Below are 25,898 nucleotides of genomic sequence, written 5' to 3'. Positions count from 1 at the left end.
GAAAAGCCGACACATCATGTCAGGTCGCGGAGATAATTCCAAAGCGAAGCCGGGCGCCCCGGTGGACATGGAGCCGTTGCGCCGGGCGATCAGCGGCTGTGTCCGCTCGATCGCCGGCGATGCCGAGGTCGAGGTGGCCTTTGCCAATGAACGCCCGGGTATGACCGGCGAGCGCATCCGCTTGCCGGAGCTTTCGAAGCGGCCGACAGCCCATGAGCTCGCGGTGACGCGCGGCCTTGGCGATTCGATGGCCCTGCGGCTTGCCTGTCACGATGCCCGCGTGCATGCCGTCATGGCGCCGCAAGGCGCGGACGCCCGCTCGATCTTCGATGCTGTGGAGCAGGCGCGTGTCGAATCGATCGGCTCGCTGCGCATGAGCGGTGTTGCCGCCAACCTCAACTCCATGAATACGGAGAAATACGCCAAGGCGAATTTCTCCGGCATCGAACGGCGCGAGGATGCGCCGATCGGTGAAGCCATGGCGATGATCGTGCGCGAGAAGCTGACCGGCCAGAAACCGCCGGAAAGCGCCGGCAAGGTGCTCGATCTCTGGCGCCCCTTCATCGAGGAAAAGACCGGCGGTCAACTCGACAATCTGCTGTCTGCCATCAACGACCAGCAGAGCTTCGCCCGTGTCGTCCGCAACATGCTGACGGCTATGGAAATGGCCGAGGAGTATGGCGACGAGCAGTCGGAACCCGACAGCGAGGATCAGCAGAGCGAAGAAGACAAGCCGAGCGGCGAGGATCAGAACGACGACGACGTCAAGGAAGACGAAGGCGCCGACGCCGCCCCAGCCGAAGATAGCGAAGCTTCCGACGAGCAGATGGAAGACGGTGCGACCGAAGACGGCGGCGAGATCTCCGACGACGATATGAGCGAAGAGGGCGAGGAAGATTCGGAAACGCCGGGCGAAACCCGTCGTCCGAACACGCCTTTCGCCGACTTCAACGAGAAGGTCGACTACCACGTCTATACGGAGGAGTTCGACGAGACCACGACGGCGCAGGAGCTGTGCGACGTGGCCGAACTCGAGCGCCTGCGTGCCTTCCTCGACAAGCAGCTTGCCCATCTGCAGGGCGCCGTGGGCCGGCTCGCCAACCGCCTGCAGCGCCGTCTGATGGCGCAGCAGAATCGCTCCTGGGACTTCGATCTGGAAGAGGGCTATCTCGATCCGGCACGCCTACCGCGGCTGATCATCGATCCGATGCAGGCGCTGTCCTTTAAGATGGAGCGCGATACGCAGTTCCGCGACACGGTGGTGACGCTGCTGATCGACAATTCCGGCTCGATGCGCGGTCGTCCGATCACGGTTGCCGCCTCCTGTGCCGATATTCTGGCCCGCACGCTGGAGCGCTGCGGTGTGAAGGTCGAGATTCTCGGCTTTACCACCAAGGCGTGGAAGGGCGGCCAAGCGCGTGAAAAGTGGCTGGCCAGCGGCAAGCCGCAAACGCCGGGCCGGTTGAACGACCTGCGCCACATCATCTACAAGTCCGCGGACGAGCCCTATCGACGGTCTCGCAGTAACCTCGGTCTGATGATGCGCGAAGGCCTGCTCAAGGAAAACATCGACGGCGAAGCGCTGATCTGGGCGCATAACCGCCTGCTCGGACGCCGAGAACAACGCCGCATCCTGATGATGATCTCGGATGGTGCGCCGGTCGATGATTCCACGCTGTCGGTCAATCCAGGCAATTATCTGGAGCGGCATTTGCGCGCCGTCATCGACCAGATCGAGACGCGCTCGCCGGTGGAATTGCTTGCCATCGGTATTGGCCATGATGTGACGCGCTACTATCGCCGCGCCGTCACCATCGTCGATGCTGATGAACTGGCCGGCGCCATGACGGAGCAGCTTGCCTCGCTTTTCGAGGATCAGACGAGCATGCCGCGCTCGCGCATGCGCCGCGCCAGCTGAGCCCGCTGTGGCGTTTATCGGCATCGGCCTTATGGCCGGCGTCTTTTTCGGACGAGATCGCCGGTTCGCGACGCTGGCCGGTTGCCGCGAAATCCGTGTGTTTCATTGCGATGGTCGCGGGTCTGCTTTCGGGCTGCGGTTCCGGAAATGACGCCGACGAGCGTGGCAAGGCGGCAATTCAGGCCCAGGTCATTTCCACCTTCAAACGAGGCTCGGATCAAACGCGCTTCGGCGCGCTGGAATTTCTCAGCGGTCTTGAGTTCAGCTCGGACAATGCGCTTCTCGGCGCTGTTTCGGCCATTCGTTTTCGTGACGATCAGCGGCATTTCATTTCGGTCCTGGATACCGGCCACTGGTTCACCGGCACCATCGAACGCGACCAGGAGGGGCGGCTGAAGGGGATCAGCGATGCGCGGATTGCGCCTATGATCGACCGCTTCGGCGAGACGGATGCGGGCGATGGGGCCATGGATGCCGAAGGCTTGGCGCTGCGCGGCAATCACGTCCTCGTCAGCTACGAACAATATCACCGCGTCGATGCCTATCCCGATCCAGGCTTTGAGATTTCGCCGCCCGATGGCAGCATGCCCGTTCTTATCCCGAGATGGGAACTGCGGTCCAATCGCAGCCTCGAGGCACTGATGATCGCGCCGCAGTCGAGCCCGCTTGCCGGTGGGGCTGTTATCGTCGCCGAAGACAGTCTGGATGATCAGGGTAATCTGTTCGCCGCCGTTCTGGACGGGCCGCTTCAGGGGCGCTTCACCGTGAGGCGCCATGGCGGCTTCAATGTCAGCGACGGCGTCTTTCTGCCTGATGGTGACCTATTGCTGCTGGAGCGGCGCTTCGGGCTGATCCATGGCCTCGGCGTGCGTGTCCGCCGCATCGTCGGTGCGGATATCAAGCCGGGCGCTGTCGTGGACGGCAAGGTGATCTTCGAGGCGGGCTCCGGAGATCAGATCGACAATATGGAGGGTCTTGATGTCTTCCGCGCGGCCGACGGTTCCCTGCATCTTGTCATGGTCTCGGATGACAATCATTCGATTCTGCAGCGCAGCCTGATGCTGGAGTTCAAGCTGCATGATGACAATATCGTCAGCCAGAATTGAGAGCGGGCGAGCGGCCTGGTTTTCGGCCGCTGCCATCCTTCTTTGTCAAAAAATGGTGCCGCTCGCCATACTGCGTCGCGCAGCGGACTATTCGGCTGTCAGGCGGTCGGCGCCTGCGACATCGGCTTCAGCATGTTCATCAGCGCGCCATAGGGCAGCAGCATCACGAGGCCGACGGTCACCTTGACTGAGAAATCGCCGATCGCCCAGGATACCCAGCGCGGGGCCGAGGTGGAGAAAGCGCCGAGGATCGGAGCCCAATCGATCGCGAAGGGATCGTTCGGACCGAAGAAGACGAAGAAGGGCGCGAAGGCGAAGGAGAAAAAGATCAGAGTGTCCAGCATCGAGCCGATGAGCGAACCGAACAGTGGCGCGCGCCACCAGGCCATGCGGCGCAGGCGGTTGAAGACCGAGATGTCGAGCAGCTGGCCGGCAAGATAGGCCGAACCGGAGGCGATCGCGATGCGCGGCTGAGCCGTGTAGAACGACAGCGCGACACCGACGACGAAGCCGGCAAAGACGACCTTGCGCGCGGCCTTGGGGCCGAACTGGCGGTTGGTCAGATCGGTGATGAGGAAGGCGACTGGATAGGTGAAGGCACCCCAGGTGAGGATATCCGCGAGATTGATGCCGGCGAGGCTGACCTGCAGCGGATACTGCACGAGGATGTTGGAAGCGACGACGACCAGCGTCATCAGCAGAACGTAGATAAGGGTATGACGTATCGTCAGCATTTTTTTATCCTGGGAGATGCCACCAGTTGAAAGAAACCGGACATGGAAAAAGGCTTGTCCGGATATGATCCGTGCAAGCCTCTTAGCCGGTATGAAATCGCGAAATGCTAGCGCTGCTTAGGCAGCAACGGCAGCTTCAGCGGACTTCTTGACGATCTGGCGACGCAGCAGGCGAGCGCGCATGCTGAGTTCGTTTTCGCTTGCCTTCAAGAGGAAAGCGTCCAGACCACCGCGATGCTCGACCGAACGCAGCGCTGCAGCGGAAACGCGCAGGCGATAGCGCTGGCCGAGAACGTCGGAAATCAGCGTGACCTGGCAGAGGTTCGGCAGGAACCGACGCTTGGTCTTGTTGTTGGCGTGGCTAACGTTGTTGCCCACGAGGACGGCCTTGCCGGTCAATTCGCACATGCGGGACATGGTACACCTACTTTTGTTTTTCTCGGCCATCGGATAGACATACCGGGCAAAACCCGGCGCGCAATCCAACAGGCCATAATTGGAAAGTTGCGGTTCTATAGTCAGAGAGGCTGGCCGCGTCAAGCCAAACCTTGTGTTTTCCCGCAATTCCGTCAAAAAGCTGCTGTTGTCTGACGCTCGCAGCAGGCGAGCAAAGCAACTATATAACTTGCCTGATCCTCGTTGAAGGCCCTGATCATGGTTCAAATTCGGAAGTGGCTTCTTATTTCAGCGATCGTCGCGTCAATGCCGTCGATGGCACTGGCCGACGTGCTGCGGCATGAAACGCGCTATCGCGTTTCGCTGGCCGGCCTGCCGATCGCCAGGGCGGATTTCAAGACCGAGGTCACGGGCAAACAGTTCACCATTCGCGGCGATATCACCTCGGCAGGCCTTGCAGATCTCGTTACCTCGATCGATGCGAAGACCGATGTGACTGGGGTCGTCAACGACAGCAAGCTGCAGGCGACCCACTACACGCTCTTCTACAAGAGCGGGAAGAAAGAGCGCACCTATGATGTCGCCTATACCAACGGCAATGTGACGTCGAATACGATCACGCCCGAGCCGAAGCGTCCGGACACCTGGGTCCCCATCACGGAAAGCGACTTGAAGTCCGTGCTCGATCCGATATCGGGCATGATCTTCCCGATCACGCCCAGCCTCAACCTCTGCAACCAGACGCTGGCCGTCTTCGATGGCGAGATGCGCATGGATCTGAAGCTGTCGCCAAAGGGATCGCATCCTTTCTCGACCGATGGCTTCAAGGGCAAGACCATTGCCTGTGGGGTGCGCTTCACGCCGAAGAGCGGCTACAAGAGCACCCGCAAGGATTATCTCTACCTCGCCAAGAGCGACAATATGGAGATCTGGTTCGCCAAGGCGGATACGATGAATGTCTATGCCCCGGTCTACGTCCGCATCCCGACGCAATACGGAACGGTGACGATTACGGCCGTAAAATACGGCAGCTAGACCGGCTGCTGTTTTCACGGAAACGCTTGACGATTCTCGCCATTGTTTCTACGCAATTCCACGAAAATTGCTGTGTATTTTCGTGGAATTGCTTTGGCGGGCTGGGGACGTCCGCGGCGATAAGCTGGGGGCAGGGATGAAATTTCGCGCGACGTTGACAGGCTTTTCAGCCATTCTGATGTGGTCGTTTCTGGCGCTTTTGACTGTCGCCTCCGGCAAGATGCCGCCCTTTCAGCTGCTCGCCATCTGCTTTGCCATCGGCAGCATTCCCGGCATTGTGGTGCTGTTGCTGCGGCCGGAGCGTTTGCAGCTCCTGCGCCATCCCGCCAAGGTCTGGATAACAGGCATTGCCGGCCTGTTCGGCTATCACTTCCTCTATTTCACGGCATTGCGCCATGCGCCGGCCGTGGAGGCAGGGCTGATTGCCTATCTCTGGCCGCTGCTGATCGTCGTCGGTTCGGCGTTGCTGCCCGGCGAGCGGCTGCGTTGGTATCACATCGTCGGCGCGCTGATGGGGCTGGCGGGTACGGTTCTGATCGTCGGCCGCAACGGCTTTCATTTCGAAGGCGCCTATGCCGTCGGCTATGGCGCGGCGTTTCTCTGTGCCTTCACCTGGTCGGGCTATTCCTTGATAACGCGCCGCTTCGAGGCCGTTTCCACAGATGTCGTCACCATCTTCTGTCTGGTCACGTCGATTCTCTCCTTTTTCTGCCACCTTGGCCTGGAGGAGACCATCTGGCCTGAGAGCGTGCCCCAATGGATCGCCGTGCTTGGATTGGGTCTTTTTCCTGTCGGCGCGGCTTTTTATGCCTGGGATTACGGCGTCAAGAACGGTGATATCCAGATCCTCGGCGCGGCAAGCTATGCCGCACCGCTGCTCTCGACGCTGATCCTGACGTTGTTCGGTTTTGCCGAGCCGAGCTGGGGCATTGCGCTTGCTTGCCTGCTCGTGACGGGAGGTGCGGTGCTGGCCGCCCATCGCATGATCCTGCGCCGGGATGATGTCGTGCGGACGCAGGCGGAAGCGGCGGAATAGCTCCGCCGCCCTCGCTGCCGTTTATTTCTTGAAGACTTTTTCCAGGAAGGCCGCGAGCGACGGCCGCCAGACATCCATCTCATGCTGGAGGTCGGGGTATTCATGGTATTCGTGCTTGATCTTCTTGGCGTCGAGCGTCGCCTTCAAGCCGGCTACGTCCTTGCCGACGACCTGATCCTTGCTGCCGACGGTCACTGTGAAATTATGCAGCGCCTTGTTGATCTTTTCCGGTTCGCTCAGCACGGCATCTACCGCCTTGTTCGGAACGGTCGTCGTGCTGACGCCGCTGAAGGTTGCGACCCAGCCGAAGGTATCCAGATGTGAAAGGCCGGATACGAGAGCCTGATAGCCGCCCTGCGACAAGCCGGCAACGGCGCGGCCGCTCGCCTCGTTCCGCACCCGATAATGCTTCTTCATGTAGGGGATAAGGTCTTCCGTCAGCTCACGATCGGCCGCCTCGGCATTGGCCGGATAGAAATTCGCGCGACGATCGGCGGCCGGGAAGTTTTCGGCGATCGCATTCGGTACGTCGGTTTCCGTATCGGGAATGACGACGATCATCGGCTCGATCTTCTTTTCGGCAAGGAGATTGTCGAGGATCTGTGGCGCGCGGCCCTGGAGCACCCAGGACCCCACGGTATCGCCGAAGCCGTGATAGAGGTAGAGCACCGGCAGCGGCTTGGAGGAATCGGTGTAGCCGGGCGGCGTGTAGACATACATCTGCCGTTCCGAATCGAGCGCCTTGGAATGCAGGGTCACCAGCCGCAGGTCGCCATGCGGCACGTTGCGGATATCAAGAATGCTGCCGGGCACTAGGATCAGGCTGGTATTGACCTGCCGTTGCGGCTTCGGCGCATTGGTGCCGGTGTCGATGCTGCGGAAGCCGTCGACGTTGAAGTAATATTCGTAGAGGTTCGGCTTCAGCACCTCCGTCTTCGCGCTCCATGTGCCATCGTCGCTGCGTTGCATGGCGAGGGGATCGCGCGAGCCCAAAGTGACGGAAACCGCTTTTGCCGCCGGCGCATAGAGGCGGAAGGTGATAGACCCATCCTTCTCTACCGCGGTCACGAAGTTCTTCAGTGACTTGTCGGCCGGCGGCGAGGCCGGAGCATCAAGGGCAAAGACAGGGGCGCTCATGACGCAGCCTGCTGCGACGAGCAAAGGAAACAACAAACGCACGAAAAAACCTCCTCCGGATGAATCAATTTTCACTTTCCCCGTGTAAAGCTGACACAGCGCGTCGCTTTTTCAAGACCGTCGCTGCGCGCTGTCTGGCCGCATCCTGCGTGATGTCAATGAAAGGTAGAAAAGGGTCAGTCTGAGGCCGGCTTCCAGTCAGGTGGCGCCATCTCGAAGCTCGAAAATTCGAAGCCGGGTGCGACCGTACAGCCGACGAGCGTGAATTGCCCGAGGCTTTCGGCCGACTGCCACCAGTTGGCCGGAATGATTGCCTGCGGGCGCTCGCCCTTTGCCAGATCCATGCCGAGAACGAGTTTTTCACTCGCCTTGCCGTCGGCCGAGCGATGCAAAGCGAGGGGGGCGCCGGCATAGTAGTGCCAGACCTCGGCGGCGTCGTGCACCCGATGCCAGTGCGAGCGCTCGCCCGCCTCCAGCAGATAGTAGATGGCGGTGGAGTGGCCTCTCGTGCCGCCGTTCTCGTCGCGAAACGTCTGCACGTACCAGCCGCCTTCCGGATGCCGCTGCATGGAAAGCGTTTCGATGATCTCTTTTGCCTGCATCAGAAATTGTCCTTGCGCTTGCGGATCTCGGCGAAGACTTCTTCGTTGCTGCGGCTTTCCATCAGCAGATGGCGGCGGATTGCCGGATCCGCGGCGCGCAGGAACGGGTTCGTTTCCTTCTCAAGCGCCAATGTCGTCGGAATGGTGAACTTGCCTTCCGCCCTCAAGGCTTCGATATCCGCGGCGCGCGCCTTCAGCCGCTCGTTGTCGGGATCGATGGTCAGCGCGAAGCGGGCGTTGGAGAGCGTATATTCATGGCCGAAATAGACGGCCGTTTCGTCCGGCAGCACGGCGAGCTTCTGCAGCGAGGCCCACATATCCGCTGCCGGCCGTTCGAACAGGCGGCCGCAGCCGAGCGCAAACAGCGTATCGGCAGCAAAGAGCAGCTTGTCGTCGGCAAAATGATAGCAGACATGGCCGGCGGTATGCCCGGGCGTTTCGATGACATTGACCGTATGGCCGGCGAACTCGAACGTATCCCCATCAGCGACGGCGCGATCGAGGCCCGGAATGGCGACGGCCTCGTTGATCGGGCCGATGATCTCGCAGCCGAACTGCTCCTTCAGCGCCAGGTTGCCCTCGACGTGATCGGTATGGTGATGCGTGGTCAGGATATGGCTGATGGTCCAGCCACGACGATCAGCGGCCTTCAGGATCGCATCTGCTTCCGGAGCGTCGATCGATGCCGTCAATCCGGTTTCGGGATCATGGACCAAGACGCCGTAATTGTCGGAACGGCAGATAAAAATCTCTAATTCCAATGGTTTCATGATCGAAATCGTCCTCATCTTTTCCGTGAGTAGAGAATGTAAGCCGTTCGGCCTTGAAGTCCAACGTTCGGCTGATAACATTTGTTTCGATGCATACCGATATTGTCGATCTCCGCCAGTTTTATCATTCCGAGCTTGGTCGCTTGGCGGAGCAGTCGATTGCCATGGCGCTTTCTTCCATCTGGGCACGTATGCCGGAGGAGCGGCTCGTCGGCCTTGGCTATGCCGTGCCCTATCTCGATCGTTTTCGTGCCGATACCGAACGCACTTTCGCCTTCATGCCGGCGGGGCAGGGCGCGGTGAACTGGCCTATGGGGTCGGCCTCGGCGACAGCATTGATCTTCGATGAGGAATTGCCGCTGCCCGACAGTTCGATCGACCGCGTGCTGATGGTGCATTCTCTGGAGTTCGCTGAAAGCCCGCGCGAGACGCTGAAAGAGCTTTGGCGCGTTCTGGCGCCCGGTGGTCGGCTTGTTATTGTCGTGCCGAACCGTACCGGCGTATGGGCACGCATGGAGCACACGCCATTCGGCTCCGGCCGGCCCTATTCGCGCGGCCAGCTGACGTCGCTGCTGCGCGAGACCAATTTCACGCCAGGCGCGACCGCGGAGGCGCTGTTTTTTCCGCCCTCGAAGCTGCGCACCGTGCTGCGGCTGCGCCGCGCCTTCGAGCGGGTTGGCCGCACCCTGTGGCCGGCGTTTTCCGGCGTCATCATCGTCGAGGCGCAGAAACGGCTTTATCAGGGCCTGCCCGTTGCCGTTCGCGCCTCGCGCCGTGTCTTCGTGCCGGTGCTGGCGCCGCGTGGCATACCGACGACCCGTGATGGCGCGTGACGCTTTCGTCGTAGCGCCGACACTCGACAAATTTATCAATCCGCTTTAATGCGACGGGGTGTCATAAACCGGAATTTTCCGGTCTTTCCCAAGGTCGATCCCATGAGCATGGAAATGAGCAAGCCCGTCCCGCGTCCCGGCATCCTCGATATAGCCGCCTATGTGCCGGGCAAGGAGCATGCGCCGGGCGTTGCGCGCGTGTTCAAGCTCTCCTCGAACGAGACGCCGCTTGGCGCCAGCCCCAAGGCCATCGAAGCCTTCCGGAGTGCTGCCGGCAATCTCGAGCGCTATCCGGACGGACAGGCGAAGGAATTGCGCCAGGCGATCGCCGATGTGCATGGGCTGAATGTGGCCAATATCCTCTGCGGCGCCGGCTCGGACGAACTGCTCGGGCTGCTCTGCCACACCTATCTCGGCACCGGTGACGAAGGCATCATCACCGAACACGGCTTCCTGGTCTACAAGATCCAGATCATGGCCGCCGGCGCGACGCCGGTCACCGTCAAGGAGAAGGATTGCACCGTCGATGTCGACGCGATCCTCGCGGCGGTCACCGAGAAGACCAAGATGGTCTTCATTGCCAATCCTGGCAATCCAACCGGCACTTACGTCCCGGTAAGCGAGATCCGTCGCCTGCAGGCGAGCTTGCCGAAGCATGTCATTCTCGTGCTCGACGCGGCCTATGCCGAATATGTTCGCCGCAACGACTACGAGGCGGGTCTCGAGCTCGTTTCGGCGAACCAGAATGTCGTCATGACCCGTACCTTCTCCAAGGTCTATGGCCTTGCGGCCCTTCGTATCGGCTGGATGTACGGGCCTGTCGATATCGTCGATGCGATCAACCGCGTGCGTGCTCCGTTCAATCTGAACAGCGCCGCCATTGCCGCCGGAGCGGCTGCCATTCGCGATCAGGCCTTTACGGAAAAGGCTGTGGCATACAACACGCTCTGGATCGGGAAGATGACGGCTGCGCTCGAGGCCCTCGGCCTCAGGGTGACGCCGTCGGTTGCGAATTTCGTCCTGATCCATTTCCCCGACAGCGACGGCAAGCGTGCGGCCGAGGCCGATGACTTTCTGACGAGCCGCGGCTATATCCTGCGCGCTGTGCGCGCTTACGGCTTCCCGAATTCGCTGCGCCTGAGCATCGGTACCGAAGAGGCCAATCTCGGCGTCATCGACGCTCTGACCGAGTTTATGGGACGCAAGGCATGAGCAACATCCAGTTCGATCGCATTGCGCTGATCGGCATCGGCCTGATCGGCTCTTCCATCGCCCACGACATCAAGCGCCTCGGTATCGCAAAGGAAGTGGTGATCTCGACACGCAGCGCCGAGACGCTGAAGCGTGCCGAGGAGCTGAAGCTCGGCGACCGCTATACGCCGTCGTCGGCCGAAGCAGTGAAAGGCGCCGATCTCGTCATCGTTTCCGTGCCTGTAGGCGCCTCCGAGAGCGTCGCCAAAGAAATCGCGGCGCATCTGAAGCCGGGCGCTATCGTCACCGATGTCGGTTCGACCAAGGCGTCGGTTATTGCGCAGATGCAGCCGCATATGCCGTCCAATGTGCATTTCATTCCGGGCCATCCGCTCGCAGGTACGGAAAAGTCCGGCCCAGATGCGGGTTTCCCGGGGCTGTTCAAGGGGCGCTGGTGCATCTTCACGCCAGTTCCGGGCACAGACGAGGCGGCGATCAAGACGCTGCGCACCTTCTGGGAAACCTTAGGCTCCCGCGTCGACGAGATGGATCCGGAGCATCACGACAAGGTGCTGGCGATCGTCTCGCATCTGCCGCATCTGATAGCCTATAACATCGTCGGGACCGCCGACGATCTGGAGACGGTGACCGAATCGGAAGTCATCAAATATTCCGCCTCCGGCTTCCGTGACTTCACGCGCCTCGCCGCGTCCGATCCGACCATGTGGCGCGACGTCTGTCTGCACAATCGGGATGCCATATTGGAGATGCTGTCGCGCTTCTCCGAGGATCTGGCATCGCTGCAGCGTGCCATCCGCTGGGGCGACGGCGACAAGATCTTCGAACTTTTCACCCGCACCCGCGCCATTCGCCGTTCGATCGTCGAAGCCGGCCAGGATGTCGACGTGCCTGACTTCGGCCGTCATGCGCTGGATGTGAAGGAATAGGCATCCCTATACGACGGAGGGGCGCTTATGATCGTCAGGCGCGCGCGTTCCGAAGATTTGTCCTGGCTCCTTGAGCATGATGACGCCAGTGAAGACTGGATTGGGCGCTGCATTGCGTTCGGTGAATATTTTGTGGCCGAGCGGGATGGCAAACTCCTCGGCTTCCTGCGCTTCAGCCGCTTTTGGGGCAAGATACCTATATGGATATGATCCGCGTGCTGCCGCTACACCGGCGCGAGGGTCTCGGAACTGCTCTGTTCCACGCCTGGGAAAGCGCCATGATCGACGAGGGCGCCAAGCATCTGATGACATCGAGCGAATGGGCGCAAGCCGAGCCACAGGCCTGGCACCGCCGCAACGGCTTCAAGCCAGCTGGCAGCATCGACCTCCGTATCGTCCAGCCGAGCCCGGAGATATTCTTTGTGAAGGATATCTCCGACGCCCGCAGAGGATAGGCTTCAGATCGGCGGGATCTTTCCGAGCGGGATGAAGCCGCTGAGTGAGAGGCGACCTCGATCGGCGGTGAGATCGACGGAGACCTTATCCGCGCCATTGGCCAGCGCCTTCAGCATCTTCGTCGCCGTCTTGATGATGTTCTTGGCGGCGGGAAGCGTCGTGGTCAGGCTATCGCCCCAGGGCCCGATCTGATTGATCTCCAGCTTGAACTGCCCGGACAGAAAACCCTCATCGTCAAAGTTGAAAGGTCCGGAAAGCGTCATGATGCGGCCATCGCCGATATCGATGACGGCCTGATGCAGCATGCCTGCCGAGCCGCGAAGCCCCTCCCGGTCGCTGCCATCGAGCAGGCCGGCCTTGCCGGACAGCGTCACCTTGGCGCTGGTCGATGCGGTGGGCAATGTCTGCGGGAAGTCTTTGATGACGGCATTGGCATTTTCGACGCCGATCGCGAAATCCAGATCGCTGCCATTCTGATTGGCGTGCATCTCCGTGTGGGCAGCGGTGACATTAAGGCTCTGGCCGGTGACGGAGGAGACGATGCCGGCCTTCAGCCCTTCGATGACAGTCTGAGTCTGAGCGACGCCGCGGCCCTTGGCGATAAGGTTCGATTGCAGATCGGCCCATTCGGCCGATACGGTCAGGCCTTCCGTCGTGCGCAACTCGGCGGGGGATTTCAGGCTCCAGCTCACATGGTTGGGTTGGAAGACCGGTGCGGAGGCGCTGAGCCTGTCGAAATTGGTGGAGACGCCGCGCGTCGGGTTGTCGACCGTCACCGTGTCGCAGGTCAGGCCTATGGAGAAGGGGAAGCCGTTGAAGGCCATGTTCTCGCATTTGCCGGCAATGCCGGCGCTGTTCTGCTGGCCGAGCGCCTTCAGGACATTGGTCCTGACGAAACTGGTCGCATAGTACCAACCGCCGGTGTAAAGACCGGCTAGAACCACCACAAGCCCAAAAAGGATGAGCCACAGACGCTTGCCTCGACCGGTCGTTACGCTCTGGCTTGACGCTGCCATGTTGTTCTCCAATGGTTGGACTGAAGCTTCACAGTGATTTGGCGTTGGATATGGACGAATTTTGGGTGTTTGGCTACGGATCCCTCATGTGGAATCCGGGCTTTGGTTATGACGAGCGGGCCGAGGCCCTGATTTTTGGCTATCGTCGCTCACTCTGCGTCCGTTCCTGGGTCCATCGCGGCACGGAAGAAAACCCCGGCCTCGTCCTCGGGCTCGATCGTGGCGGCTCCTGCCGGGGCATGGCCTTCCGGGTTCCGGCCTCCGATTGGGATGAGGTGCTAACCTATCTGCGCGAGCGCGAACTCGTCACCAACGTCTATCTGGAAAAGAACTTGCCGATTCGGCTCGCCGACGGGCGGCGCGTGATCGCCGTCGCCTATGTCGTCGATCGCAATCACCGGCAATATGCCGGCTCGCTGGATGCAATCGAGGCCGCGCACGTGGTGGAAGCTGCCAATGGGCGTTCCGGCCCGAATGACGCCTATCTCTTCAATACGCTGACGCATCTGCGCGACATGGGCATCCGCGATCATTGGCTCGAACAGGTTGCCGGCGAAGTGGAGCGGATGCGAAAGGCATCCTGAACCTGTCGCCTGGCGTTGAGAGCTCGCTCAGACTGCGGCGGTAACGGGTTTTGCCTTGGCGATTTCCGCGAGACGTTGCGCCGCCGTCGGCGGAACCGGCAGGTTCGGGTTGTTGGCGATCGTTTCGACCAGCAGCTCGTCGCTTGCTCTTTCCGTCTCCTCGATCAGGCGCGCGAAAAAGGCATCCGGGTCCATGCCGGGCTCGATCGGCGGCAGGATGCGCACCTTGATATGGCCGGGATATTTGCGGAAGGTGCGGCGCGGCCAGAAAAGGCCCGGATGCATGGCAACGGCGACGACGGGGATGCCTAGGTCGCGATACATGCGGGCGATGCCGTATTTGTAGACCGGCTCGGCGCCCGGCGGCCGTCGCGTGCCCTCGGGGTAGATGATGAGCTGGCGACCCGTGGCGAGCTCTTCGCGCGTGCGCTTCAGGACATCGAACATGACCTTGCCGCGGGCGCCGCGATCCACCGGGATCATGCGCTGTTTCCCGGCATACCAGCCGAACAATGGGATCCACATCAGCTCGCGCTTCAGGATATAGACCGGATCGTCGAGATAGGGCAGCAGCGCAAATGTATCCCAGAAGGATTGATGCTTGGGCGCGAAGATGAAGCTGCCTTTGAGGATATTTTCCAAGCCCTCGATCTCGAAGGTGGTGCCGACGATCTTCTCCATCAGCCAGGTGCTGGATTTCGCCCATGCCTTCGGAATTGCATAGGCCGCCTTGCGCGGCATGAGGAAGTAAATCGGCGCCAACACGATCATGCGAATGATTAGATTGGCATAGAAGGCTGTGTTGAAAAGGATCGAACGCAGGATAATCATTGAGGCTTTCCCAACGCACCGGCTTGCGCCGGCATTCGAAGGTTTGCCTACACGATTACGACGTCAATAAAAAGTCGGTGCATGCACGGTTTTGCGCGACAGGCCTTAGTCGTCGTCCTCGATCGGCTGACGCGAACGCAAGCCGGTCGGGCGTCCAAGTCCAGTGATGTTGCGGGCGCCGGCAAGGAGCACCTTGGCATATTCCGCGATCATCGTGCGCAGCGCATTCGGGTCCGTGAACCAGTTCTTGCTCTTCAGATCGGAGTTGACGACCGGATAGGGAATGAAATCGGTCGAGGGATCGACGTATTTCAGTTCTGCGAGGCTGCGGGGCATATGGTAGTTGTTCGTGACAACGAGAACGCTCTTGTAGCCCCTGGCGTGAATCCACTTTGCCGCTTCGCGGGCATTGCCGATCGTATCGAGCGCGTCATAGCCGATGTCGACGCAGCAGCTGAACAGGCTGGCGGAACTCTGGGTCAGCTTGCGGATTTGCGTTGGCGTGGTGGTCGGATGTGCGCCCGATATCAGCAGGCGGTTGCCGGCACCGGTGCGCAGCAGCTCCACCGCCTGATCGATCCGCTGATAGCCGCCCGTCAGCACGACGATGGCATCGGCCTTGGGGTCGAGCGGCGGCTTCAAGGTGGTGATCGAATCGGCGAAATGCAGGAAGCCGCCGAAAATGATGGCTACGAGGAAGATGAAAGCGAAGCCGCCCCAGCGCAAGAGACGGCGGAACAGGCTGCGGCGCACGGGTCTATCACCGCGGGGTCGGGCCCGCAGCGACTGCAAACTCACGGACTTGCGAGTCGTCAGATCCATGCTCATGATTCGCTATTATACGCCAATTGCGGCAATGAACGGGCTGGCAAACGGTAAAAAAACATCGCTGAAGCGTCAATTCGGTACGCTATCCGTCCGCCCAGGATCGGAACGGACCAGATCGATCTCGTAAATCGTGCGCATGACGGTGAAACGTGCCGTCAGCGTTGTCAGCAGCGCGATGATGATCATGGTCGCGAGAATGCCGACATAGCCGAGCGCGCCGACGGAAAAAGTTCCGAACAATGCCGTTGCCTGATCGGTCTGCGGTGTGGCGATCGTATGGCTCTGCAGAAGGCCGGCTGTCGCGAAGAAGAGGGCGGCGAGCGCGCTGCCGGCTCCCGAGCCTTTGAGGCTGATCTTCAGGAAATGCTTCTGGAATTCATTGGCGACGAAGGTGCTTTCGGCGCCGACGAAATGCAGGACTTCGACGATATGGCGATTGCCCGACAATGCGCCGCGCGTGGCGAAGACCACCGTCAGTACCATGGCGGTGAAGACGAGCAGCAGCACACCGGTGCCGATGAGAACGGTGGTGTGCGCCATCGACACGAGCCGATCGACCCAGGTGCGATGGTCGTCCAGGGTTGCCTGCGGGATCTGTGCCTTGAGCAGGCTGCGCATCGCCTCGAAATCAGGCGGATGCGTCTCGTCGATCGTGATGATGACGAGGCGCGGGACGGGCAGTTCCTTGATATCGAGGCCGGCGCCGAGCCACGGCTCGAGCAGGCGCGCAGTCGCCGCCTCGTCGACGATCTGGCCGGACTTGGTGCCGACGAAGCTCAATGCGATATCGCGGGCGCTCGCGAGTGCCTTTTCCATGTCGAGATTGTCGTCCGGCTTGATCTGGATCGTGATCTCGCGGGAAATCTGGCTCTCCCAGCTTGCCGCCGTCGAGCGCACCATGCTGACCGCGCCGAGCGTCAGGCAGGCAAGAAAGGCCATGATGGCGATGACGACGATCAGCGCATTGCCCTGAATGTTGGAGGACGGCACGATGGGTCCCGTCGGGCGCACGCGCATTTCCGGGCGCTTGCGTTCTGCGGGTGCTGCAGGCGCCTGCTGTGCTTGCGGAGCTCCGGTGTTCGGGGCTGTCCTGCGGGGGCGGGGGTCAGTCATAGATATCGAGATGCCCCCCCGATAGAATCATGCGCCTCGCCTCGATTTGGTCCATCAAAGCGAGATCGTGCGTGGCAATGACGACGGCGGTGCCGAGACGGTTGAGTTCCAGAAAGAGATTGAGCAGGCGGCGTGCCATCGGCGGGTCGACATTGCCCGTCGGTTCGTCGGCAAGCAGGATTTCCGGGCGGTCGATGAGGGCACGGGCGATCGCGGCGCGCTGCTTTTCCCCACCGGAGAGAACCGGCGGCAGCACATTGATGCGCTCGCCGAGGCCTACCCATTTCAGCAGTTCCAGGACGTCGGTGCGGTAGGAGCTTTCCTCCTTGCCGCGCACGCGCAGCGGCAGGGCGACATTTTCATAGGTCGTCAGATGCTCGAGCAACCGGAAATCCTGAAAGACGATGCCGACGCGGCGGCGCAAGAGCGGCAGCTCGTTGCGCGGGATCGAGGAAATCTCCCGGTCGAACATGCGGATCAGCCCGCGCGTCGGCTGCAGCGACATGAAGAGCAGCCGCAGCAGTGTCGTCTTGCCGGCGCCGGAAGGGCCGGTCAGGAACTGGAACGATTTCCTCGGTATGTCAAAGCTCAGGTCGCGGAGGATCTCCGGACCCATGCCGTAGCGCAAACCGACGTTCTCAAAATGAATCAACGGGCAGTCCAGTCTTCCGCAGGGTTCAATCAGGCGACTTGTTAACCAATGGCATTAACAGCCGGTAAATTTTTCTGGAAAGGCGCCCTATTCATGGCGATCTTTGCGAAGCATTAACCAATAAAATTTACGACTGGGCAGGATTCGTTTCAATGCCCAGATTGGCAATGGGCGTCGAAACCATGTGGATCACCGCAACGGGAGGCCATCATGGGCGCTTTTCGCCACCGTCAACAACAGACGGGGCTTATTTATGACCTCATTCCGCCCGAACGCGGAGCGGGGTCGAGCCCGGTGCATTACGTCATGCCGAAACCCGATATTGTCGACGCCGAATTCGTGACCGTTTCCGCCGCACGCGGGCGGCCAGCATCGGGCGTCAATATGCGCTATGGCGGGCGTAACCAACCTAGACCTCAGCCAGTGGCGCGCAAGACTACACTTTCGCGCATCCTCACCGTTCTGCGGGTGACTGAGGAAGTCTTGCAGCAGGCATCGCGGCGCAGCTTCGTGGCGCTCATCATCTGCCTTGCAATCTTGATCTTCGGCCTTTCGGGCGGTTTTTTCGGTCTCTCCGGCGCATCGGCCGAGGCGACATCCGATCCGCTGCAGTTCTCGCATGTGACACTGACGCCGAGGGATGAGAACGGGCTACCCGTCTTGAGATTGAACGGCATCATCGAGAATGTCAGCGGTGCCACGCTTTCGGTTCCGCAGGTGCGCGCCGATCTTTTTGCCGGTGGTCAGCTGGTCAGAAGCATCGTCGTTGACACGCCGGTCGATCGCCTCGGACCGCATGAAAGCCGCGGATTCTCCACAAGATTACAGCATCCTGGTGGAAAAACGCCGGATGTCCGGCTTTCCTTCATGCCATAGGGGGTGTGTCCAAGCCGCTGAGTGTGCTACGGGCTACTGCTTTAGAGTGCTACAGCGACCTTGACGCGTCGTGTCGTATACGACGTGCGGCGCTGTAGAGCTTGATCGGCGGCCAGGGGCCGCGCAGCCATGGAGCATGCCAATCAATGCCTGTCGTACGCGGGAAGAATATCGAGCCGCTTTTCACTGCCGAGCAGATCGCGGAGCGCAATCATGCCCTGGCCAAGGAAATTGCCAGCGGGCCGACAAAGGACCTCCTTGTCATCGCCATCCTCAAGGGCTCCTTCATCTTCGCAGCCGATTTGCTGCGGGCGCTGCATGAGACCGGGCTTGCCCCGGAGGTCGAGTTCATCACGCTTTCGAGCTATGGCGCCGGCACGACATCGCAGGGCGTGCGCATCGTCAAGGACATCGACAGCGACGTTCGGGATCGCGACGTGCTGCTGATCGACGACATTCTGGAATCGGGCCGCACGCTGCGTTTCGCCAAGGAGCTGCTCTACGAGCGTGGCGCCCGCAACGTCACGCTGGCCGTCCTGCTCGACAAGAGCGTCAAGCGCCAGGAAGAGCTGGAAGCCGATTATGTCGGCTTCGAATGCCCCGATTATTTCGTTGTCGGCTACGGCATGGATGTCGCCTACGCCTTCCGCGAATTGCCCTTCGTCGGTGTCGTCACAGGCGACGCTGAGGCCTGATCTTAAGTTAATGCAGGCGGCCTGTCCGCCTGTCCCATTCTGCTCCGGCGATGACGATCCGTTAACCACGGAGCTTGATCGCCTGTCCGCCGTTTACCTATCGCAAACGGAATTCTGGTGATTTCGGTCGCGGAACATGACGGACCAGGAGCACGGACCATGGCAAAAATTCTGATCACGGAAGACGAAGATTCACTTCGCACCTTCGTCGCCCGCGCGCTGCGCTTGGACGGTCACGAGACCGAAGAGGCGGCCGACGGAGCGGAAGGCTTAGAAAAGCTGAAAGAGGGCGGCTACGATCTCCTGTTGTCGGATATCCGCATGCCCGTGATGGATGGCATCGAGCTTGCCCATCAGGCCCATTCGACCTGCCCAGGCATGAAGATCCTGCTGATGACCGGCTATGCGGAACAGCGCGAGCGCGCCGACGACCTCTTGGAAAAGATCGTCGACGTCGTTGCCAAGCCCTTCGCGCTGCCAGACATCCGCAAGGCTGTTGCCCGGGCCTTGGCTGCCTGAAGCTCTCGACTATCGGCGCAGTCGTTTCCTGTGCCGACGTCATCATCATTTGCGGATAGGGCCGAAATCGTCATCCGGATAGTAGATAGTTTCTTCTCCCGGCTTTCTTGAGCCGACAACGATCATCGTCACCGCGGCGGCGGAATGGTTGAGCAGATGATGCGCATTCGGTTGCCCCGCCGGGAACCCCACGACATCGCCAGGCCCGAGAATATGGTGACCGTTTTCGTCGACCAGCGTCGGGGTGCCCGTCAGAATATAGAGAAACTCGTCCTCCGCCATATGCCAATGGCGCGATGACGACATTCCTCCGGGATCGAGGGTGACGAGGTTCACGCCAAATTGCGTGATGCCCACAGCTTTGGCCAGCCGAATCTCGTGCTTGCCGCTCAGCCTCGCATCCGCGTCGGCAACGTCGGGCAGACCTGTCGCGACAGGCAGATCCGAAATATGGGCAAGCTTGGTCTCCATATCATCCCCCTTTGCGAAGCATGAAGACAGGCAACTTCTTTGATGGCGGGCTGCCTTACTGACCCAGATTCAGCAAACGTTCCAGATAGCGCCGTTCTTCGCTGAGCGATGGATTGTTGCTCAGCCGCTCGCGAATGGCGTCGAGGATTTGGCGGGCGCGCTCTGCGTTGATGATGTCTGGCACCATGTTGTCGTTGGGGTTGTCAGAGAAACCACCGTCATTGCGTGACCGGCCGAGCGGGTCGCGGCCGTTTTGACCGCCTTGGCCCATCTGCCCCGGCATCTGGCCTTGGCCTTGCCCCTGACCTTGACCCTGCTGCATCTGGGCCATGAGCTGGTTCATCATTTCGCGCGTCCCCTTGCGCAGGGCATCCAGCGCGCGCCCCTGACCCTGCACGGCGCCTTCGCCATTGCCCTCGGCAAGCTGACCGGACGCGCCCTTCATTTCCTGCTGCGCCTTGCCGTAATTCTGGTTCGGCTTCATGCCGAGCGAGCCGAGGTCTTTCTGCAGTTCGCCGAGCTGCTTGCCGAGATCCTCCTGCTGCTGTCGCAGCTGCTTCAGCGCGTCGCGCAGCTGATCGGCCGTCATGCCATCAGTGGGGTCCTTGCCCTTCTGATCCTGCTGGTTCTGGCCTTGCTGCTGATCCTGCTGGCCCTGATTGCGCTGGCCCATATCCGGACGCATCGGGTCGTTGAGGCCGGGCATGGGCTGATCCATCAAGCCATCGCCGTCCTCGTTGGAATCGCCGCGCTGCATGCGGTCGCGCATGGCCTGATCGAGCTTGAAGGTCTGATCCATCAGCTTTTGCTGGTCGCGCATGATGCGGCCGAGCTTGTCCATCTGCTCGCGCATCTTGTCGTTGGCCTGGTTCTGCTGCTGCCCCGGCTGGGGCTTGCCGGCCTGCAGGCTGTTCATCAGCTGCTGCAGTTCGGAAAGCATCTGCTGTGCGGCCTGGCGATTGCCGGAGCGGGCGAGATTCTCGATCTGATCCATCATGCGCTGCAGGTCCTGCTGGCGCAGGATATTGGCGGAGCGCTGGTTCGGCTGGGCCGGCATGTTGCGCATGCGCTCGGCCAGCTCCTTCATGTAGGCGTCCATCGCCTTGCGCAGCTCGTCGGTCAGCTTCTTGATCTCGGCGTCGGGGGCGTTGCGCTGCAGGGCGTCGGAAAGCTTCTGCTGGGCGTCGCGCAAGGCCTTTTCCGCATCGGTCAGCTGCGCGTCCTCCATGCCGAGCGCGATCTGCCAGAGATAATCGGCGGTATCCTTCAGCGAGGCCTCATTGCTCGCGAGCTTCATGCGCGTAAGCGCGGACCTGATGGCGAGATAATTGCCGAGATCGGGGATTGTCTCTTCGGGCCGTATGGTCAGCGATTTGTTGAGCTCAATCGCCTCCGGCATCTTCCGCGTGTCAAGCGCAAACACCTGGCGTTCTTCCGCAACGGCTGCGGCAAGCGGCTGGCTGAAATTGCGTGACGGCAATACCATCTCGTAGGGTGAGCTGCGGCCGGTCTGGCTGGCGCCGTCCTTGGCGACGAGGGTGATGCGGACGCGCTTGCCGGCAAGCGGATCCTGCGTCAGATCGTGGCTCGCCAGACCCTTGCCATTGCGGCGGTCGCGACGCGGAAGTTCCAGCTTGTATTCGGGCAAGCCGTATAGGGGTTTGGCAGCCGGATCGGATTCCACCGGCACGATCTCGGCATGGGCTTCCTCGACGCCGTAGTCATCCTTGACCTTGAAGCCGAGTTCCAATGCGCCGCTCGCCGTCGCGTGCGGAATACCGTCGAAGGTGATCTCCGGCGGCTTGTCGACGACCACATTGAAGGACCAGGACTTGCCGTTGACGGTCAGCTCGCCGCCCTTTTCAAGCTTGAGAACATGGGTGCGGGCAACCATTCCGTCCGCGGCCGGAATATTGCCGGTGCCGTTCGCTGCCGGTGGTACGGCAGGAGGCGTTGCAGGCTTTGCGCCAGCGGGGCCTTGCTTGTCAGCGTCAGCGGCTTGCTCGGGGATTTCGACGCCCTTTTCGGCGCCAGTCGTCTGGAACAGCACTTTCTCATCCGTCGCAGCACCCGAAACACGCACAGTGAGTTCGGAGAATTGCGGCACGTTCAGGCTATTGCCGGCATTGTCGACATTGCCTGTCAGATAGACGGGGGCTTCGCCGGTGTAATAGGGCGGGGTAACCCAGGCATCGACGCGGACATCCGGGTTGCTCGATGTCGAGCTTGATGCCGTGAAGGCATCACCGAGCGAGCCGCCGCTATTGGACATGGAAAAGCTGAAGGCTGTTACCAGCAGCAAGGCCGGGACGGCGCGCAATGCGAAGCGGTCGTAGCGGGTGATATCCGGCCTTGGCAGGCCCGCATCCAAAGCGGCGATGCGTTCAGCCATACGCGTCTGGTGCTCGCGCCAGAGCGCGCGCGCAAAGGGGGTATCGAGCGCCGGCTCGTCTTCCTGCACGGTAACGGGCTGGTGGGCGAGACCGTTGCGCTCCTCCAGCAGCCGGTCCGCCTCGACGGTGTTCGGCCAGCGCAGGCGGCGCAGCGGATAGAGGGAGATGGCGAAGCCGACCGCGAAAACGGCAAGCAGCAGAAAGCGCAGGACATCCGGCGCAATGCGGAAAATGCCGAACCAGGCGACGGACAGGAAAAGAGCCAGAATGGATGCCGGCAACAGCAGCCGTGGCAGAAGCTGCTCGCTGACGAGCACCAGCTGCGCAAAGAGACGCTTGACCGCAACCATGCGCGCCAGCGCCGGACGGGTGGCGAAAGCGCCCTTCTTAGGGTTGCTGGGGCTGGTCATCGGTCCGGTCTTCTCCCGATCTGACGTTGATGGCCAGAGCATGATGCCGAAAAGTGTAAGCGGTTTTCGGACGGCGTCATGCTCTACTTCCCTGATTCTAGAGCGGATTCGGAGTTTCGATCGATTCGATCCAAAATCATCCGCTCTAGTGGCCCGTTGGGGATGGCGCGGCGTCCCACACGCTCGCGCACGCGGCGCCCGGCGAGACACCATTCAATCAAAGATAACATTCTTTGTGGCGAAGACGAGGGCAACGGGCGCAAAAGGCTGTTTTTTCACCGCACTTCGCCGAAACGTGATCGGGCAAAGCAGCTTTTGCGGTCCTGCCCGAAATTGCCGATGAAGCCGATTAACCTTCGAGCCAGGCCGGGATGGAATCCAGGCCGATCAAATCCTCGTAGGTTGTGCGCGGGCGGATGACGTGGAATTCATTGCCCTTGACCAGCACTTCGGGAACCAGAAGCCGGCTGTTGTAGGTGCCGGCCTGCACGGCGCCATAGGCACCGGCTGAGCCGACGGCCAGCAGATCACCGGGCTTCGGCAGCGCCATCTCGCGGTCGAGCGCCAGATAGTCGCCCGTCTCGCAGACCGGGCCGACGACATCGGCCTTGATGCGCTTGATATCGGCAGCACTCGTCACAACGGGGCGGATCTCGTGATAGGCTTCATAGAGCGTCGGACGGATGAGGTCGTTCATGGCGCCATCGACGATGACGAAGCTCTTGTCGCCGCCATCCTTCACATAGATGACTTCGGTCACGAGAATGCCGGCATTGCCGACGATCAGGCGACCGGGCTCGGTCACGATCCGGCAGTTGAGGCCGCGCAGCTGGTTCTTGACGATCTCGGCATAGGCATCCGGCAGGGGCGGAGGATTGTTGTCGTCGCGATAGGGGATGCCGAGGCCGCCGCCGATGTCGACGTGATGGATGTCGTGACCGTCACCACGCAGGGTCTCCACGAGATCGCGCAGCAGCTTGAAGGCGTCGTCGAATGGCTGCAGCTCGGTGATCTGGCTGCCGATATGCATGTCAATGCCAGTGACCTTGATCCCAGGCAGGCTGGCGGCGCGGCCATAGACGGCGCGAGCGCGCTGCCAGGATATGCCGAACTTATTTTCCTTCTTGCCCGTCGAAATCTTCGCATGGGTGCGGGCGTCAACGTCCGGATTGATGCGGAAGGAAACGGGAGCGACCTTGCCGGCGCGGACGGCGCGCTGGTTCAGCACTTCCAGTTCCGGCTCGGATTCGACATTGAAGCAGTAGATGCCGGCTTCCAGCGCGAAGTCCATTTCCTGTGCTGTCTTGCCGACACCTGAGAACATGATACGGCTCGCCGGAATGCCTGCGGCCAGCGCGCGGCGCAGCTCACCGACGGAGACGACATCGACGCCAGCGCCGAGGCGGCCGAGTGTCTTCAGCACCGCCTGGTTGGAATTGGCCTTCATGGCGTAGCAGACCATGGCGTCGACATCGCCGAAGGCTTCCGCGAAGACGCGATAGTGGCGCTCCAGCGTTGCCGTCGAATAGACGTAGAAGGGTGTGCCGACCGCCTTGGCGATCTCCGGAACCGGTACATCCTCGGCGTGGAGGATGCCGTCGCGATACTCAAAATGATTCACGGTCGTTGCCCAATCAGAGAAGCGGATCGAGGAAGAACTTCTTGTCCTCCGTACCCGGCTCCTTCGTCGGCTTGGAGACGTCGCCGCCTTTGGTCGCATGAGCACTCGGCGGATCGAGAGGGCCTTTGCGGCCGCATCCGACAACGGCAAGGCCGACGACCGAAAGCACGACGGTCAGGCGGATGATGTGCGGCATGTTGATCTGCATCGAAATCCTCTTGGGCGGCAAACGCGGAAGTCACTCTTCTTAGCGAAGTTTCCAGGCCTTGTGCACCCTGATTGTTGGTTGTGACTTTCGGCGATTTTCTCAGTTGCGAGCGCGCCAGAAGGCGATCTGTTTACGCACTTCCGAGGGCGCCGTGCCGCCAAAACTCTTGCGGCTGGCAACGGAGGCTTCGACCGTCAGGACATCGAAGATCTTGTCGGTGATATCCGGATGGATCGCTTGCAGGTCCGCAAGCGAGAGCTCAGCCAGCTCGCAGGATTTGCTTTCGGCAAGCGCCACGGCGCGGCCCGTCACGTGGTGGGCATCGCGGAAAGGCAGGCCTGCTTCGCGCACCAGCCAGTCGGCGAGATCGGTGGCGGTGGAATAGCCGGAGCCAGCGGCGGCTTTCATGCGGGCAGTGTTGATCGTCATGTCGCGCATCATGCCGGTCATGGCGGCAATGGCAAGTTCCAGGCTTTCGGCCGCGTCGAAGACCTGTTCCTTGTCTTCCTGCATGTCCTTGGAATAGGCGAGCGGCAGGCCCTTCATGATCGTCAGCAGCGCCACCAGCGAGCCGTTGATGCGGCCGGTTTTGGCACGCACGAGTTCGGCGGCATCGGGGTTCTTCTTCTGCGGCATGATGGAGGAGCCGGTGGAGAAGGCATCGGAGAGGCGCACGAAACCGAATTGCGGCGTCGACCAGATGACGATCTCTTCGGCAAGGCGCGACAGGTGCATGCCGGCGATGGCCGCGATCGACAGGAATTCCAGGGCGAAATCGCGGTCGGAGACCGTATCGATCGAGTTGCGGGTCGGCTCGCGGAAGCCGAGCGCCTTGGCCGTCATGTGGCGGTCGATCGGGAAGCCGGTGCCGGCAAGGGCAGCGGCGCCGATCGGCGATTCATCCATATGCTCGATGGCATGGCGCACGCGCGAGCGGTCGCGGCCGAACATTTCGACATAGGCCATGCAGTGATGACCGAAGGTGACGGGCTGGGCCGTCTGCAGATGGGTGAAACCAGGCATGACGGTTTCGGCATGTTCCTCGGCGCGATCGAGGAAGGCGGCGATCAGATCGGTCAGCGCCTGCTCGCACTTCTGCAGCTCTTCCTTCACCCACAGACGGAAATCAAGCGCCACCTGATCGTTGCGCGAGCGGGCGGTGTGCAGGCGGCCGGCGGCCGGGCCGATCAAGGCCGCAAGCCGCGCCTCGACGTTCATATGGATGTCTTCGAGGCGGCGCGAAAACTCGAAATTGCCGCTTTCAATCTCTGACAGGATCGTGTTCAACCCGTGAACGATCTTGTCTTTATCCTCGGTTGAAATGATGCCTTGATTGGCGAGCATGCTCGCATGCGCGATTGAGCCGCGGATATCCTGGGCAAACAGCTTCTTGTCGAAATCGATCGAGGCATTTATCTCCTCCATGATTGCCGCGGGGCCGGAAGCGAAACGCCCGCCCCACATCTGGTTGGAGGATTTGGTGTCCGTGCCGTCAGTCATGAGATGCCCACCTGGAGAAT

At 61.0% G+C, this 25,898-nt stretch carries 26 protein-coding genes and 1 pseudogene; 12 read left to right on the top strand and 15 right to left on the bottom strand.

The window, feature by feature from the left end; all coding sequences use genetic code 11:
- The first annotated feature begins 16 nt into the window (after nt 1-16).
- Both cobT and AC13QY_RS26275 read left to right on the top strand, forming a co-directional pair.
- Nucleotides 17-1,918: a cobaltochelatase subunit CobT gene (cobT, locus tag AC13QY_RS26280; RefSeq protein WP_269244498.1), complete on the top strand. Its 1,902-nt coding sequence runs from the start codon at nt 17-19 to the stop codon at nt 1,916-1,918.
- Nucleotides 1,919-2,028: 110 nt separating this feature from the next.
- Nucleotides 2,029-3,024 (top strand): esterase-like activity of phytase family protein, encoded by a 996-nt coding sequence (locus AC13QY_RS26275; RefSeq protein WP_269244678.1) that lies wholly within the window; start codon nt 2,029-2,031, stop codon nt 3,022-3,024.
- A gap of 98 nt (nt 3,025-3,122) precedes the next feature.
- Here AC13QY_RS26275 and AC13QY_RS26270 read toward each other — a convergent pair whose 3' ends face one another.
- Entirely contained in the window at nt 3,123-3,758 is a 636-nt protein-coding gene (locus AC13QY_RS26270) for a queuosine precursor transporter (RefSeq protein WP_113333929.1), read from the bottom strand.
- 117 nt (nt 3,759-3,875) lie between these two features.
- A complete protein-coding gene (gene rpmB, locus AC13QY_RS26265) occupies nt 3,876-4,175 on the bottom strand; it encodes a 50S ribosomal protein L28 (RefSeq protein ID WP_069612914.1) in 300 nt (99 codons plus the stop codon).
- A gap of 237 nt (nt 4,176-4,412) precedes the next feature.
- On the opposite strand from rpmB, the gene AC13QY_RS26260 reads away from it, so the two are divergent.
- Together AC13QY_RS26260 and yddG are read left to right on the top strand one after the other, a co-directional pair.
- Nucleotides 4,413-5,189, top strand: a complete 777-nt coding sequence (locus AC13QY_RS26260) for a DUF3108 domain-containing protein (protein ID WP_112336429.1) — start codon at nt 4,413-4,415, stop codon at nt 5,187-5,189.
- 136 nt (nt 5,190-5,325) lie between these two features.
- Entirely contained in the window at nt 5,326-6,225 is a 900-nt protein-coding gene (yddG, locus tag AC13QY_RS26255; protein WP_269244496.1) for an aromatic amino acid exporter YddG, read from the top strand.
- A gap of 21 nt (nt 6,226-6,246) precedes the next feature.
- On the opposite strand, the gene AC13QY_RS26250 is transcribed toward yddG, so the two are convergent.
- The 3 genes from AC13QY_RS26250 to gloB form a co-directional block, all read right to left on the bottom strand.
- Nucleotides 6,247-7,404 (bottom strand): esterase, encoded by a 1,158-nt coding sequence (locus AC13QY_RS26250; protein ID WP_269244495.1) that lies wholly within the window; start codon nt 7,402-7,404, stop codon nt 6,247-6,249.
- A 134-nt stretch (nt 7,405-7,538) separates the two neighbouring features.
- Nucleotides 7,539-7,964, bottom strand: a complete 426-nt coding sequence (locus AC13QY_RS26245) for a cupin domain-containing protein (protein WP_113333931.1) — start codon at nt 7,962-7,964, stop codon at nt 7,539-7,541.
- Nucleotides 7,964-8,734, bottom strand: coding sequence for a hydroxyacylglutathione hydrolase (gene gloB / locus AC13QY_RS26240; RefSeq protein ID WP_113421404.1), 771 nt, complete (start codon nt 8,732-8,734; stop codon nt 7,964-7,966). The genes AC13QY_RS26245 and gloB overlap by 1 nt, the downstream gene beginning before the upstream one ends.
- Nucleotides 8,735-8,787: 53 nt before the next feature.
- On the opposite strand from gloB, the gene AC13QY_RS26235 reads away from it, so the two are divergent.
- The 4 genes and pseudogenes from AC13QY_RS26235 to AC13QY_RS26220 all read left to right on the top strand — a co-directional run bounded on the left by AC13QY_RS26235 (nt 8,788) and on the right by AC13QY_RS26220 (nt 12,160).
- Nucleotides 8,788-9,567, top strand: coding sequence for a class I SAM-dependent methyltransferase (locus tag AC13QY_RS26235; protein ID WP_069612917.1), 780 nt, complete (start codon nt 8,788-8,790; stop codon nt 9,565-9,567).
- A gap of 102 nt (nt 9,568-9,669) precedes the next feature.
- Nucleotides 9,670-10,779 carry a histidinol-phosphate transaminase gene (gene hisC, locus AC13QY_RS26230; protein ID WP_269244494.1) on the top strand — a complete coding sequence of 370 codons (1,110 nt, stop codon included), beginning with the start codon at nt 9,670-9,672 and terminating at the stop codon, nt 10,777-10,779.
- A complete protein-coding gene (locus AC13QY_RS26225; RefSeq protein WP_269244493.1) occupies nt 10,776-11,705 on the top strand; it encodes a prephenate/arogenate dehydrogenase family protein in 930 nt (309 codons plus the stop codon). Before hisC ends, AC13QY_RS26225 begins: the two co-directional genes overlap by 4 nt.
- A gap of 27 nt (nt 11,706-11,732) precedes the next feature.
- Nucleotides 11,733-12,160: pseudogene (locus tag AC13QY_RS26220) on the top strand (GNAT family N-acetyltransferase).
- Nucleotides 12,161-12,163: 3 nt separating this feature from the next.
- Here the strand turns inward: AC13QY_RS26220 and AC13QY_RS26215 are convergent.
- Complete coding sequence (locus AC13QY_RS26215) at nt 12,164-13,177, bottom strand: DUF2125 domain-containing protein (protein ID WP_145636297.1); 1,014 nt, start codon at nt 13,175-13,177, stop codon at nt 12,164-12,166.
- A gap of 11 nt (nt 13,178-13,188) precedes the next feature.
- On the opposite strand from AC13QY_RS26215, the gene AC13QY_RS26210 reads away from it, so the two are divergent.
- The gene (locus tag AC13QY_RS26210; RefSeq protein WP_113354222.1) at nt 13,189-13,761 is read left to right on the top strand and encodes a gamma-glutamylcyclotransferase; all 573 of its coding nucleotides are present in this window, start codon (nt 13,189-13,191) and stop codon (nt 13,759-13,761) included.
- A 27-nt stretch (nt 13,762-13,788) separates the two neighbouring features.
- On the opposite strand, the gene AC13QY_RS26205 is transcribed toward AC13QY_RS26210, so the two are convergent.
- The 4 genes from AC13QY_RS26205 to ftsE all read right to left on the bottom strand — a co-directional run bounded on the left by AC13QY_RS26205 (nt 13,789) and on the right by ftsE (nt 17,185).
- Entirely contained in the window at nt 13,789-14,592 is an 804-nt protein-coding gene (locus AC13QY_RS26205; protein ID WP_488494226.1) for a lysophospholipid acyltransferase family protein, read from the bottom strand.
- A 105-nt stretch (nt 14,593-14,697) separates the two neighbouring features.
- The gene (locus AC13QY_RS26200; protein ID WP_488494225.1) at nt 14,698-15,420 is read right to left on the bottom strand and encodes a YdcF family protein; all 723 of its coding nucleotides are present in this window, start codon (nt 15,418-15,420) and stop codon (nt 14,698-14,700) included.
- Between the two features lie 69 nt (nt 15,421-15,489).
- Nucleotides 15,490-16,533 carry a cell division protein FtsX gene (locus AC13QY_RS26195; RefSeq protein ID WP_488494224.1) on the bottom strand — a complete coding sequence of 348 codons (1,044 nt, stop codon included), beginning with the start codon at nt 16,531-16,533 and terminating at the stop codon, nt 15,490-15,492.
- A complete protein-coding gene (gene ftsE / locus AC13QY_RS26190) occupies nt 16,526-17,185 on the bottom strand; it encodes a cell division ATP-binding protein FtsE (RefSeq protein ID WP_004107686.1) in 660 nt (219 codons plus the stop codon). Before ftsE ends, AC13QY_RS26195 begins: the two co-directional genes overlap by 8 nt.
- Before the next feature lie 210 nt (nt 17,186-17,395).
- On the opposite strand from ftsE, the gene AC13QY_RS26185 reads away from it, so the two are divergent.
- From AC13QY_RS26185 to AC13QY_RS26175, 3 genes are all read left to right on the top strand, one after another.
- A complete protein-coding gene (locus AC13QY_RS26185) occupies nt 17,396-18,061 on the top strand; it encodes a hypothetical protein (RefSeq protein WP_488494223.1) in 666 nt (221 codons plus the stop codon).
- 146 nt (nt 18,062-18,207) lie between these two features.
- Nucleotides 18,208-18,756, top strand: a complete 549-nt coding sequence (gene hpt, locus AC13QY_RS26180; RefSeq protein WP_095435999.1) for a hypoxanthine phosphoribosyltransferase — start codon at nt 18,208-18,210, stop codon at nt 18,754-18,756.
- A gap of 159 nt (nt 18,757-18,915) precedes the next feature.
- A complete protein-coding gene (locus tag AC13QY_RS26175) occupies nt 18,916-19,275 on the top strand; it encodes a response regulator (RefSeq protein ID WP_488494222.1) in 360 nt (119 codons plus the stop codon).
- Between the two features lie 45 nt (nt 19,276-19,320).
- On the opposite strand, the gene AC13QY_RS26170 is transcribed toward AC13QY_RS26175, so the two are convergent.
- From AC13QY_RS26170 to argH, 5 genes are all read right to left on the bottom strand, one after another.
- On the bottom strand, nt 19,321-19,746 hold the full coding sequence (locus AC13QY_RS26170) for a cupin domain-containing protein (protein ID WP_488494221.1): 426 nt from the start codon (nt 19,744-19,746) through the stop codon (nt 19,321-19,323).
- Nucleotides 19,747-19,801: 55 nt separating this feature from the next.
- Entirely contained in the window at nt 19,802-22,549 is a 2,748-nt protein-coding gene (locus AC13QY_RS26165) for a TIGR02302 family protein (protein WP_488494220.1), read from the bottom strand.
- Nucleotides 22,550-22,898: 349 nt separating this feature from the next.
- Nucleotides 22,899-24,170 carry a diaminopimelate decarboxylase gene (gene lysA, locus AC13QY_RS26160; RefSeq protein WP_488494219.1) on the bottom strand — a complete coding sequence of 424 codons (1,272 nt, stop codon included), beginning with the start codon at nt 24,168-24,170 and terminating at the stop codon, nt 22,899-22,901.
- Nucleotides 24,171-24,183: 13 nt separating this feature from the next.
- Nucleotides 24,184-24,378 (bottom strand): LPS translocon maturation chaperone LptM, encoded by a 195-nt coding sequence (gene lptM / locus AC13QY_RS26155; RefSeq protein WP_015341316.1) that lies wholly within the window; start codon nt 24,376-24,378, stop codon nt 24,184-24,186.
- Nucleotides 24,379-24,477: 99 nt separating this feature from the next.
- Nucleotides 24,478-25,878, bottom strand: a complete 1,401-nt coding sequence (argH, locus tag AC13QY_RS26150) for an argininosuccinate lyase (protein ID WP_269244486.1) — start codon at nt 25,876-25,878, stop codon at nt 24,478-24,480.
- Nucleotides 25,879-25,898 lie beyond the last annotated feature (20 nt).

Source organism: Martinezella sp. CNPSo 3795 (genome assembly GCF_057784475.1).
This window is presented reverse-complemented; position numbering and strand designations above follow the sequence as displayed.

Bases quoted from the DNA above. Each gene is read 5' to 3' on its own strand.
- cobT (WP_269244498.1), top strand. From the start codon at position 17: ATGTCAGGTCGCGGAGATAATTCCAAAGCGAAGCCGGGCGCCCCGGTG.
- AC13QY_RS26275 (WP_269244678.1), top strand. From the start codon at position 2,029: ATGGTCGCGGGTCTGCTTTCGGGCTGCGGTTCCGGAAATGACGCCGAC.
- AC13QY_RS26270 (WP_113333929.1), bottom strand. From the start codon at position 3,758: ATGCTGACGATACGTCATACCCTTATCTACGTTCTGCTGATGACGCTG.
- rpmB (WP_069612914.1), bottom strand. From the start codon at position 4,175: ATGTCCCGCATGTGCGAATTGACCGGCAAGGCCGTCCTCGTGGGCAAC.
- AC13QY_RS26260 (WP_112336429.1), top strand. From the start codon at position 4,413: ATGGTTCAAATTCGGAAGTGGCTTCTTATTTCAGCGATCGTCGCGTCA.
- yddG (WP_269244496.1), top strand. From the start codon at position 5,326: ATGAAATTTCGCGCGACGTTGACAGGCTTTTCAGCCATTCTGATGTGG.
- AC13QY_RS26245 (WP_113333931.1), bottom strand. From the start codon at position 7,964: ATGCAGGCAAAAGAGATCATCGAAACGCTTTCCATGCAGCGGCATCCG.
- gloB (WP_113421404.1), bottom strand. From the start codon at position 8,734: ATGAAACCATTGGAATTAGAGATTTTTATCTGCCGTTCCGACAATTAC.
- hisC (WP_269244494.1), top strand. From the start codon at position 9,670: ATGAGCATGGAAATGAGCAAGCCCGTCCCGCGTCCCGGCATCCTCGAT.
- AC13QY_RS26225 (WP_269244493.1), top strand. From the start codon at position 10,776: ATGAGCAACATCCAGTTCGATCGCATTGCGCTGATCGGCATCGGCCTG.
- AC13QY_RS26215 (WP_145636297.1), bottom strand. From the start codon at position 13,177: ATGGCAGCGTCAAGCCAGAGCGTAACGACCGGTCGAGGCAAGCGTCTG.
- AC13QY_RS26210 (WP_113354222.1), top strand. From the start codon at position 13,189: ATGGTTGGACTGAAGCTTCACAGTGATTTGGCGTTGGATATGGACGAA.
- AC13QY_RS26205 (WP_488494226.1), bottom strand. From the start codon at position 14,592: ATGATTATCCTGCGTTCGATCCTTTTCAACACAGCCTTCTATGCCAAT.
- AC13QY_RS26200 (WP_488494225.1), bottom strand. From the start codon at position 15,420: ATGAGCATGGATCTGACGACTCGCAAGTCCGTGAGTTTGCAGTCGCTG.
- AC13QY_RS26195 (WP_488494224.1), bottom strand. From the start codon at position 16,533: ATGACTGACCCCCGCCCCCGCAGGACAGCCCCGAACACCGGAGCTCCG.
- AC13QY_RS26185 (WP_488494223.1), top strand. From the start codon at position 17,396: ATGGGCGCTTTTCGCCACCGTCAACAACAGACGGGGCTTATTTATGAC.
- hpt (WP_095435999.1), top strand. From the start codon at position 18,208: ATGCCTGTCGTACGCGGGAAGAATATCGAGCCGCTTTTCACTGCCGAG.
- AC13QY_RS26175 (WP_488494222.1), top strand. From the start codon at position 18,916: ATGGCAAAAATTCTGATCACGGAAGACGAAGATTCACTTCGCACCTTC.
- AC13QY_RS26170 (WP_488494221.1), bottom strand. From the start codon at position 19,746: ATGGAGACCAAGCTTGCCCATATTTCGGATCTGCCTGTCGCGACAGGT.
- AC13QY_RS26165 (WP_488494220.1), bottom strand. From the start codon at position 22,549: ATGACCAGCCCCAGCAACCCTAAGAAGGGCGCTTTCGCCACCCGTCCG.
- lptM (WP_015341316.1), bottom strand. From the start codon at position 24,378: ATGCAGATCAACATGCCGCACATCATCCGCCTGACCGTCGTGCTTTCG.
- argH (WP_269244486.1), bottom strand. From the start codon at position 25,878: ATGACTGACGGCACGGACACCAAATCCTCCAACCAGATGTGGGGCGGG.